This is a genomic window from Curtobacterium sp. MMLR14_002, from assembly GCF_001864975.1.
Lineage (GTDB): Bacteria > Actinomycetota > Actinomycetes > Actinomycetales > Microbacteriaceae > Curtobacterium > Curtobacterium flaccumfaciens.
In genome coordinates this window covers 206272-216156 of record NZ_MJGT01000047.1, presented here as the reverse complement: position 1 = coordinate 216156, position 9885 = coordinate 206272, and the positions used below count along the sequence as shown (strand labels likewise).

Here is a 9885-nt window from a genome sequence, read left to right as displayed (position 1 = left end):
GGAGGGGCGGGGGTACCCGATCCCGCCCCTCCCGCCCGTCGATCAGCCCGCGCCGTGCGGCGCAGGGCGCTCCACCCGACCCGGAACTGGTGAAGTCCTCAACGGCGCAGGGTGTCGCGCGCCAGGACGGCGAAGTCGCGCAGGAGGTCGAGTTCCACGGTGCCCGCATCGCGTGGAGCGGGGTCGAACACGCAGACCGCACCGACGCGGGTGCCGTCCAGGTCCTCCAACGGATGCCCCGCGTAGAAGCGGATCCGTCCCCGCCGTGCGACCTGCGGACGGCTCCGGTCCCATGCGTCCTCGATGACCGTCGGTCCCGAGCGCAGCACGGTCGAACGGCAGAAGGAGTCCTGCAGCGCTCCCGTCCCGCGTGGGAACCACACGCTCGCCGCGGACCACTGCCGTCCCAGCGGCAGGAACGTGATCGCAGCCCCTCTCGTGCGGAAGAGTTCCGTCATCTGCTGCACCATCCGGTCGAGGGCGGCGTCGGCCGGTGCGTCGACGACACCCAGGCGACGGATCGCGTCGTACCGGTCCTGCACACGCTGCGGCGTCGACCGGAGCCACTGCGGGCTGCCGGCTCGGGCACGTTGCTGCTCGATCAACAGGTGCACGACCTCGACGAACAGCGGCGGGGTGCACGTGATCACGTCCGTGTCCACGCCGAGCACGACCAGGTCTCGTCGCGCCTGCTGCAGTGCGGTCACGAGCGCGGACTGGTCCTCCTCGTGCGCCAACGCGAGCACGATCTCCGTGGTCGGCGCGAGGAGCGGTCGGAGCTGATCGACCAGGACGAGCGCTTCCTCGGCGGCACCGACGACCGCGGTGCTCGTCGTGCGGCTGTGGACGACGCTGCCGGACAGGCAGACCACCACCACGTCGTAGTTGGCGACGTGGAGACCGCTCCCGGCCGAGACCAGCGTCTGGCCGGACCAGCTCGACCACGGCACCGCGGTGACGTCCACACCACGTCCGGACCGTGCAGCCACGTTCTCCGCCATCGTCCGCGCGGCGTCGGGCAGCGACACTCCGGGCGCGAAGACCGCATCGCCGAACACGAGGATCCGGTCCGAGTCCGCGCCGCTCGCCGACGCTGTGACGATGCGCGGCGTGAACGAACGGTCGGGCAGTCGTGGGGCTTCCAGCATGGTCATCGTCAACCTCCTTGTTCGACGCAGCTGCTCCTGGACTGCTCTGGTTTCCGGGAGCCCGACGGGTGCGCGCCGGCTGGACACGACCGTAGACAGGCCGGAAGACCACACGCCATCCGTTGCGCGCGGAGTCACCGTCGATCCGCGCGGGATCGTGTCCGGTGGACGTGGGCGCGGCCGGTAGAGTCGCGCCATGACCGGGGCAGCGACGGAGATGTTCGCCTCGCATCGACTCGCCGACAGCACCACCGTCGACGAGGCCGCGGCCGTGCTCAGTGAGGTGTTCCTCCCGGTGCAGGCCACCCCGTCCGAACCCGTCCCAGGTCTGCGCATGCACCTGAACGCGCTCACGGCCGGTCGGATCACGTTCGGCTACATGCGCTTCCGCGAGGCCGTCCTGATACGCACCGCGGAACCCGTCGACTACCACCTCGACATCCCCGTACGGTCGCAGATGACCATGCGTGCCGCCCGGGGCACGCAGTTCCGGGGGACCGAGCAGACCGCCGGGGTCTTCATGCCGGGCAGACCCGTGGAACTCGACTGCAGCGACTGGTTCGCGCAGGTCGCCATCATGATCCCGCACGGCGACCTGCAGACCGAGCTGGAGCTCCTGCTGGACGCACCGGCCTCGACACCGCTCGAGTTCCAGACCGAGTTCGACCTCACCACCGACGGAGGCCGCGCCGTCTCACAGGCCGTCCGGCTCGTCGACGAAAGCTCTCGGCGGACGCCAGGCGTCCTCGCACACCCACTCGCGATCCGCAGCCTCGAGCAGGTGTTCCTGCACAGCCTGCTGCTCGGGCAGCCGCACAACCACTCCACGGCGCTCCACACGCCGCAAGGAAGATCCGGCCCCCGGTCGGTCTCCCGCGCCGTTGAACTCCTCCGCCACGACCCGGCGCAGCCGTGGACGGTGGGAACGCTCGCGTCCGCCGTCTCGACGAGCGTCCGCAGCCTCCAGGAAGCCTTCCGACGAGAACTCGACACCACGCCGACGGCCTACCTGCGGCGGCTCCGGTTGGAGCGGGCCCGCGAGGACCTCATCACCGCCCGCTCGGACAGCGTCACCGTGTCCGAGGTCGCCGCTCGCTGGGGCTTCCTGCACATCAGTCGCTTCGCCAGCGCCTACGCCGAACGGTTCGGCGAGCTGCCATCCACCACGATGCGGCGCACAAGACGCCCGCAAGGGCATCTGGAGCCGACGCAGGAGCCGGCGGGCTGAGGCTCCGCTGACTGGGCCCGATCCTCGCTCGGCAGCCACGCAGCCACGCAGCCACGGCGCGGAGTCGTGCGCTCAGGAGAGTGCACCGCATCTGCGCCGAGGCCACTCCCCCCGAACGAAGAAAACCCCCGCATGCACGGGGGTCTTCTGTGGCGGGCGATTCACGTATCTCCATCCTTCCGGGTAACCGTAGGGTTCGACGGGTTGCGAGGATGCGGTCGTTTCCTCCGGCTCTTCCTGCATTTTCCTCCGGTTGAACGAATCGGCTGGTCAAGGCCGTTTCGCCTTGAGTGACACGGTTTGTCCTCGTGGTGTGCAGGTTGACACCAGCCTGGGACTCCCGATGGCGTGTATGGCGACCGTCGTGTCTTTTTCTCCATCGTCTCGTGGCGCCGGTACTGAGCGTCCGTTGCAGCCCGTGGGCCTGAGCAGGCCCCTCCAACTCCGTGACCAGATATGCGATGACGCTACCAATCAGGTTCACGCTGAGCGACGCCTCCGCGAAGGACAACTCGACCAGTGCGTGCTGGCCATGCCGAGGAAGAACTTCCAATGTTGCGTAAGGTTGACGGACTTGTGCTAACTTCTGAGTATGGCTGAGTTCGACGACTACTTGACGATCGCCCAAGCTGCGGCATTCGTGGGCGTCTCCGCCGCGACGCTTCGACGATGGGACGCGGCTGGGACGCTGGCGGCGGTGCGACGTCCCGGGAGCAAGTACCGCTACTACCGCATCGCGGACCTGGAACCCTTCCGACTCGAGTACGGGTCGGCGGCGAGCGGGAAGGACACCGTCGCCGGGTTCTTCCACAACGCTGAATCGAACATCAACGGCAACGCACGTCTGCGCGAACCGCAAGTCGAAGCGCACCGTGCCGCCATGGAGCACTTCGCCACGTCGAACTCGCCGGCGATCATTCAACTGCCAGTGGGCTGCGGCAAGACCGGTGTCGCGGCGTTGCTGCCGTTCGGCTTGTCCCAGCAGCGGACGCTGGTCATCGCGCCGAACCGCACGATCCGAGAAGGCCTGTACGCAGATCTCAGCATCTCGAACGCCTCATGCTTCTGGAAGCGTGCCGGCGTCCTGGACAGCTTCACCGCGGGACCGTTCACCGCGCTGGTGGACGGACCCAAGGCGAACCTCGACGACTGCGTCAACAGCCACATCGTCGTTGCGAACATCCAGCAGCTCGCCGGCAACGCCGACCGCTGGCTGTCGCAGTTCCCCCAGGATTTTTTCGACCTCGTGATCATCGACGAAGGACACCACAACGCAGCGGAGAGCTGGCAGCGTGTGATCCGCGCGTTCCCGAACGCCCGAGTGGTCAGCTTGACGGCAACGCCGTTCCGCGCGGACAACAAGGACCTCCTCGGTGACGTCATCTACCGGTACCCGTTCTCGTTGGCGATGATGAACGGCTTCATCAAGCACATCGTCTCAGCGTCGGCGTACCCGTCAGAGATCACGTTCACCAGCAACGGCAGCGACGACACGTACACGCTGGAACAGATCCTCGAACTGAACGAGGAAGCGTGGTTCCGACGAGGCGTCGCGCTCTCCGACGAATGCAACCGCCACATCGCAGCGAAGGCGATCGAGAAGCTCCAGCAGCTTCGATCAGCGACAGGGTTCCCTCACCAGATCGCAGCATCCGCGATGTCCATCGACCACGCCGACCAAGTGCGCGCCATCTTCCAGGAAGCCGGGCTGCAGGCCGAGGTCATCCACTCCGGCTTGGACAACGCCAAGGTCGCCGCCGTCCTGGCGAAGCTGCGAAACAATCAGATCGACGTCATCGTGCAGGTTCAGATGCTCGGAGAGGGCTTCGACCACCCGCCGTTGAGCGTCGCCGCCATCTTCCGGCCGTACCGTTCTCTGTCGCCGTACATCCAGTTCGTCGGCCGGATCATGCGCACCGTGGAGCAGAACGCCCCCGGTAGCCCGAACAACGAGGGGTTCGTTGTCTCGCACGTGGGGCTCAACAACGAGCAGCAGTGGGACGACTTCCGAGAGCTCGACCGCCCCGACCAGGAGATGGTCCGGGGGTGGACAGGCGGCGATGGCGGGGCCGGCGCCTCATCCCCTCGCGGCGTCGACGAGGAGTCATTCACCCAACGGTTCGACGTCCCGGTAGCTGCTGGCGAGCAGCTCAGTCACTTCGTCAACAAGTCCTTTATCGACCCTGCCGAGGATGCCGTCATCGAGCAGATGCTCAACCAGCCGGGCCCCGGCGGTTTCACCTTCCGTGAGCTTGGCGTCACCGCCGAACAGCTCCGCGCCCGGTACGCGGATCGGTCCACCAGGGACGAATCTCCCGCACCAGAGGTTCCCGTCCAACCGCAGGTGCAGCGTCAGTCGCTGCGCGAGCGTGTCGCGTCCCGGTCCCGCACCGTTGCGAACCGGGTTCTCATCAACCTCGGTGAGCCGCGCGCCGCGTTCAGCATCGCCAAGGCGATGAAGCTCCGCCCCATGGACAACGCGAAGGCCATCACGGTGCTGATGAACCGCGAGATCAACAGGTTCGTTGGAAGGACACCGAACTCGCGCGCGGACTGGACTCTCGACGAACTTGAGACCGCGTACGCGTCGCTCGATGAAATCGGCGACGAACTCGATGAGCGCATCGCTCAACAACTGGAGAAGTAAATGCCTGCAGTGAAGAACGTCCTGAAGCACGTCAGCACAGAAACAGCTGGCCGGAAGCGGAAGTGCTGGCGCAACAACACGCACGTCATCACGAAGGGCGAACTGTGCCTCGTGGTCGTCGAGGGCCCCATGGACACGACCACGTACTGCGCTGAATGCGCCCGTCCGATGCTCGAACGCGCGCAGCAGGAACTCGCCGCCATCACCGCGCAGTTCGTGGAGTAAGACCGGAGGAACGAGTAGCGCGGCCGACGATACGACTGCGGCTTCTCTTGAGCGCCTCACTAGCCAGATCGGCGCAACTGAACGGGTCAGCGCAACGAGTACTCACCGATTTCTTCGAGTCCCTGCATCCGGCGAACCGACACAACGTGCTCCGCGATGTCCGGAACTCCGCCGATGACCGCGAGTTCGACAATCGCGTTAACCGAGCCGCGGGCACGTCGCCGAGCCGCGTAGTCGTAGTCAGCGATCGGCAGGAACGTCTCCGAACCGCGAGGTGTCGCGTTCGGGTACAGGGCAGCGCCTGAATTGATAGGCGAGAGTCGAACACGCTCCCCCGCCGACTCCAGCAGACTCCTCGTGTCCACCGTCAAAACGTCTTGGATACTGTTTCGATACCGGCGTGCTGTCAACAAACCGGCGAGCTTGTTTGGGTGGAGCCAAAAGAAGACCCGCTCGTTGAGGATGTCCAGCCATCCCTCCACCGAAACGTCGATGAGTTTCGGCTCCAAGTGCGTCAAGTTGAGCGGCCCCTGGTCGCGGACCACGACGTCGCCGAGCTGCGGATGCGGGATGCGAACTGACGTTGCACGCCGCTGGTCGAGCAGCTCCGACATCTCCTCCTGGCGCAGGTTCGACGTCTTCACGATGGTTCGCGTCGGGAGGAGCCCGTGCTCTGCTATGGCCGGCCAGCTGCCTGCCTCAGCCATGTGGAACAGCTGCGGATGCAGCTCGATGAGATGGTCAAGATCCATAGGGTTACCACTCTCTTCGGTCAATCAAGGCGCGGTTATCGAATCCCGTCGCGATCAACGACACCGGGGCGCCCCCGACCCGAGACACTTCCTCGACGAACCGGATGGTCTCGTCCGTCAGCTGGTCGAACCGTCGAGCGTGCAGGTTCTCAGCGCTGAGGTAGTCGGCGAAGGTCAACGCGATGTCGGTGGCGCCGTTCAGTTCGGAGGCACGACGCAGAAGGTCCCAGTCGAACTCCGCGACCCGTCGTTTGCTGCCGGTGACGGATCCTCGCTCGGTGTCACGCAGTTCTTCTTCGTTGAGGCCGGAACGCTCCGCGATATCGCTCCAGTCGATCTCCGCACCCATGACACCTGACGTTGCGGCGGATGCCGGTGGGTCACCGACCCGGATGGGGTAGGTGCGCACCACCATGACGACTTTGCGGAGCCGGTGCGGGCCGATGCCAGCCTCGGACAGGCATGCAGCGGTTGTCGTGTCCCGGCTCGTCACCCAGGGGTAGAAGCCGTGGAACAGGCTCAGAAGCGTGCCCTGCGTTCCCTCAAGCATGACCTTCTTGCCATCGCGGAACGCCGCCTCGAGGATGTCTGCCGTGGAACGGACGTACGCGCTGAGTTCCATGACGTCCCCGGCGAGCCGAACGTTTGGGTCTGCCCCGCCGTGCCGTCCCATGATGCGACGTGCCGCGGCCGCTCCTCCACCTTTTCCGGTCGACGCGATGGTCTTGACCAGCTCGGCTTCCTTCTCGAGGTCCTCAGGTTCGATGATCATCGCCTGCGGGTCGATCGACAGCCGCTCAGCGTCAACGGAACAGTCCGCGATTTCCTGCGTCAGCACCTTCAGGTCCAGGGTCGCACCCGGTCCGATAACGAGCTTCGCGCGCGGGTTTCCAAGCGTTCCTGAAGGCAGGAGCCGATGGGTGTACGGCGGAGTTGTCGGGACCTTGTGACCCGCGTTCGGGCCGCCGACTCTCAGCAGCAGGTCGTACTCGTTCGCGAGGTGGTAGGCGATGTTGCCCTTTCCCTCGCTGCCGTACTGACCACCGATGAAGACATCGACCAAGCGGTCCGCATGCGAGGGGTAGAGGCTCAACGCTGCCGTCGCTCGCGCGAGTACATCCAGTTCGGAACACCGGTGGGTGTCGATGGTGATGTCCGCATCGCCGGTGAGCGTGACGACGTTCGCTTCGGTTGGATCTTCGGCAACGTCCTGATAGCTGCTGAGCTCAGCGAAGCCGCTGTCGTGACGGTTCTGGTATCGCTGCGTGAGCACGGCTTCCGGAGCGTGCACGTGAATGTGGGTCACGGCTGCGGGGAACACTTCCCGCAGCGCATCAACCTGGCGGAGCGTGCGAACAGCATCCACGATGAGAAGCGCCCCGCGCGCTCCTCCCCCAGCCACGAACTTCGCGACCTGGTCGGCGACCCACCGCTCGTCAGTGTCCCGGTCGAGCTGTTCGCCGAACTTCTGCATCGCACGACGTTCGGGTTCCAAGACGACGCCCAAGTCGACCGCCGCATCCGCCATCAGGTCCTGCGTTCGGATGTGCACGGCGTTGAACTTCGTCGCCAGCTTGCGCGCCAGGGTCGTCTTCCCAGATCCGACCGGCCCGCTGAGAGCAACGATCCGTGGTTCGACCTGCACGTCAGCGTCGTCCGGGTCGGGAAGTATCGCACTCACCTCAAACCCCCTGGCGTTCCGGCCGGGAGGGTGTGCACCACGACCGGGACCCCCTCCTGCACCAAGTTGGCGCTGAGCAACTCTTCCACTCTGTCCCATCGCCCACTGGCTCGGCCTGCCCCCAACCGGGGTACGTGCACGACTGCATCGGCCCGTGTCGCCTCGACACGGAGCTGCTTGAGGGACATGTCCAGGGCGTCGTAGTGGAGCCGGTCAGTGGAGCCGCGACCAAACCCGGACTGCACCACAAGGCTTGCCACTCCAGTTGGGCGGCCGCCAACATCGCGGCTGACGTAATGCATGGACCCAAGCTGCAGATGATCCGGATGAGCCAACGTCCACGACCGGTATGCCCCCGCGAAGTCGGGGAACGCCCGTCCGAGGGCACCAGCGACCCCGAAACGAGCCCAACCGCGCATCGCGTCGGAGACGACGTGGGCAAACACAACCGGCGCATCCCCGTCAACGTCGAGGAGATCCCCCGTGACGAACGACAGGTTCGGTTCCGTTCGCCGCGTATCAGCCGGTTCGATGAGGGCGAGCACGCGAGGCCACCGTTGTCCCGGGTACGGCGGCGCGCCAACCGCCTGAACGTAGAAGGCGTCACCACCAATAGTGGCGTCGCCACGGCTGGTTTGCCCCACCGCGGTGCAGGCGAGCACCGGTGCGACGTCAGCGAGCGTCGCGCCGTGAAAAAACCCGGGTAGCTTCGCCGCCGCCGATTCCGAGCGCACCACATAGTCAACGCGGACGCTGGTGTCACTGCCATCGCCGGGGCGTGACGCTGCAACCAGTACGAGCGGCCGGGGAGTTGCGCTGGTCACCCGGCGAAGCATCGCCTCCGTCGAAACGTCCCATCGACGTCGGACCTCCATGAGGAAGTCGATGTCCGGATCGACGTTCAAGATTCCTTGGACGGCACGCTCGGGGAGCAGCAGTTCCGCTGCAATGACATCGCAGACGAGTTCCAGCTCCCAATCATCCGTGGCACTTGCGGTGTCTACTGCGCCGGATGGAGTTCGATGTCGGAGCTGCTCGGCGGCATCGGGGAACACGGCATGAGCCAGTTCATGGGCGATGCTGAAACGGAGCCGCCCCCGAGGACGGTTCGGGTTGTAGTGAATCGTCAGCCCGGTGTCGTCTGCAGAGAGCTGCGCGTCGGTAAGATCGGGCCGTGCGCGGAGCTGGATCCCCTTTTCGGCGGCGAAGGCGAACACGTCCAACGGCGGCCCTGCGACCCCGAGCCGCTCAGCTTCGGCGAGGAGCTGCGCGGCGGCGTCGCTCGCGGCCTGCAGCGGATCTCGCCCTGCGGCCATCGCACGCACAGACTCATTCGTCCACTGCCGTTGGTTCACGGCCTCACTTTAGGTGGAAACGATGGCGCGTCGGCAAGTATTCAGTCGAGGAAGAGCGGCGGCTGGTCGAGGAGAACGCGGCGGACATCTGGCGCCACGTACGACGGCGGTTTGAGAACCTTCCCGTCCTCGCGGAGCAGCGGTTCGCCGTCGGGTCCGAGCTTGCTCATGTTCGCGCGGTGCACTTCGCGGAGGACAGCGTCCAAATCGATGCCATACGTGAGCGCTGCACCGTACGCGACGTACACGATGTCGCCGAGCGCGTCAGCTACGGCAACGACGTCTTGACGGACGACAGCGGCCTTGAACTCTTCGAATTCTTCTCGGAGCAGCTCCACGCGCAACGCGCCGAGATCCGTGTCGACCTGCTGCTGCGGGGTGCGTTTCAGGGGCAGGTCGAAGGACATGTGGAACTCGGCGACAGACTGCATCGCGCGACTCACGCCGTTGCTGCGCTTCGGGCGGCGGGTGATCAGCTTCGGCGGGAGGCCGAGATCAAACTCGAGCTGCTTCGCCGGCGCTGTCGGGTCAGCCTCCGCGACGAGTTCGAGTGCCAGTCCCATGGGAGAATCATCCCACAGCGATGTCGGCCGTGAGCTCCTCATCCCTCCGAGTCGGGGGTAGCGCCGGGCACCAACTCCGTGTCCCCGCAGCTGGTGCTCCCACCAGCCTTGGGACCGCTGAGCTGACACAGGGACGGTAGCGCAGGCACACAGCGTCACGCTGCGACCCAGTGTCGTCAGCTGTGTACGCGGCGACCGAACTTACTGTCGCGCAAAAGGAGTTGCAGGGCGAGCCGGGGTCCGGCCGGGCGGCCTTCGGGTGCTCGCACCCGTCGTATCTCGGCGG

8 protein-coding genes are annotated in these 9885 nt (G+C 65.8%); 3 read left to right on the top strand and 5 right to left on the bottom strand.

What is annotated here, in order from left to right:
• Positions 1 to 98: 98 nt before the first annotated feature.
• The gene (locus BIU91_RS05490) at positions 99 to 1154 is read right to left on the bottom strand and encodes a GAF domain-containing protein (protein ID WP_071404547.1); all 1056 of its coding nucleotides are present in this window, start codon (positions 1152 to 1154) and stop codon (positions 99 to 101) included.
• Between the two features lie 190 nt (positions 1155 to 1344).
• Between BIU91_RS05490 and BIU91_RS05485 the strand changes: the two genes are divergently transcribed.
• The 3 genes from BIU91_RS05485 to BIU91_RS05475 all read left to right on the top strand — a co-directional run bounded on the left by BIU91_RS05485 (position 1345) and on the right by BIU91_RS05475 (position 5248).
• The gene (locus BIU91_RS05485; RefSeq protein ID WP_071404546.1) at positions 1345 to 2376 is read left to right on the top strand and encodes an AraC family transcriptional regulator; all 1032 of its coding nucleotides are present in this window, start codon (positions 1345 to 1347) and stop codon (positions 2374 to 2376) included.
• Positions 2377 to 2968: 592 nt separating this feature from the next.
• A complete protein-coding gene (locus tag BIU91_RS05480; protein ID WP_071404545.1) occupies positions 2969 to 5023 on the top strand; it encodes a DEAD/DEAH box helicase family protein in 2055 nt (684 codons plus the stop codon).
• The gene (locus tag BIU91_RS05475; RefSeq protein ID WP_139196664.1) at positions 5024 to 5248 is read left to right on the top strand and encodes a hypothetical protein; all 225 of its coding nucleotides are present in this window, start codon (positions 5024 to 5026) and stop codon (positions 5246 to 5248) included.
• An 86-nt stretch (positions 5249 to 5334) separates the two neighbouring features.
• Here BIU91_RS05475 and BIU91_RS05470 read toward each other — a convergent pair whose 3' ends face one another.
• From BIU91_RS05470 to BIU91_RS05455, 4 genes are read right to left on the bottom strand one after another with little or no spacing between them, the layout of a single operon-like run.
• Complete coding sequence (locus BIU91_RS05470) at positions 5335 to 6000, bottom strand: hypothetical protein (protein WP_071404543.1); 666 nt, start codon at positions 5998 to 6000, stop codon at positions 5335 to 5337.
• Positions 6001 to 6004: 4 nt separating this feature from the next.
• Positions 6005 to 7645 (bottom strand): adenylosuccinate synthetase, encoded by a 1641-nt coding sequence (locus BIU91_RS05465; protein ID WP_071404566.1) that lies wholly within the window; start codon positions 7643 to 7645, stop codon positions 6005 to 6007.
• Between the two features lie 32 nt (positions 7646 to 7677).
• Complete coding sequence (locus BIU91_RS05460) at positions 7678 to 9036, bottom strand: ImmA/IrrE family metallo-endopeptidase (RefSeq protein ID WP_139196663.1); 1359 nt, start codon at positions 9034 to 9036, stop codon at positions 7678 to 7680.
• 41 nt (positions 9037 to 9077) lie between these two features.
• Complete coding sequence (locus BIU91_RS05455) at positions 9078 to 9599, bottom strand: hypothetical protein (protein ID WP_216099647.1); 522 nt, start codon at positions 9597 to 9599, stop codon at positions 9078 to 9080.
• Between the last annotated feature and the right edge of the window lie 286 nt (positions 9600 to 9885).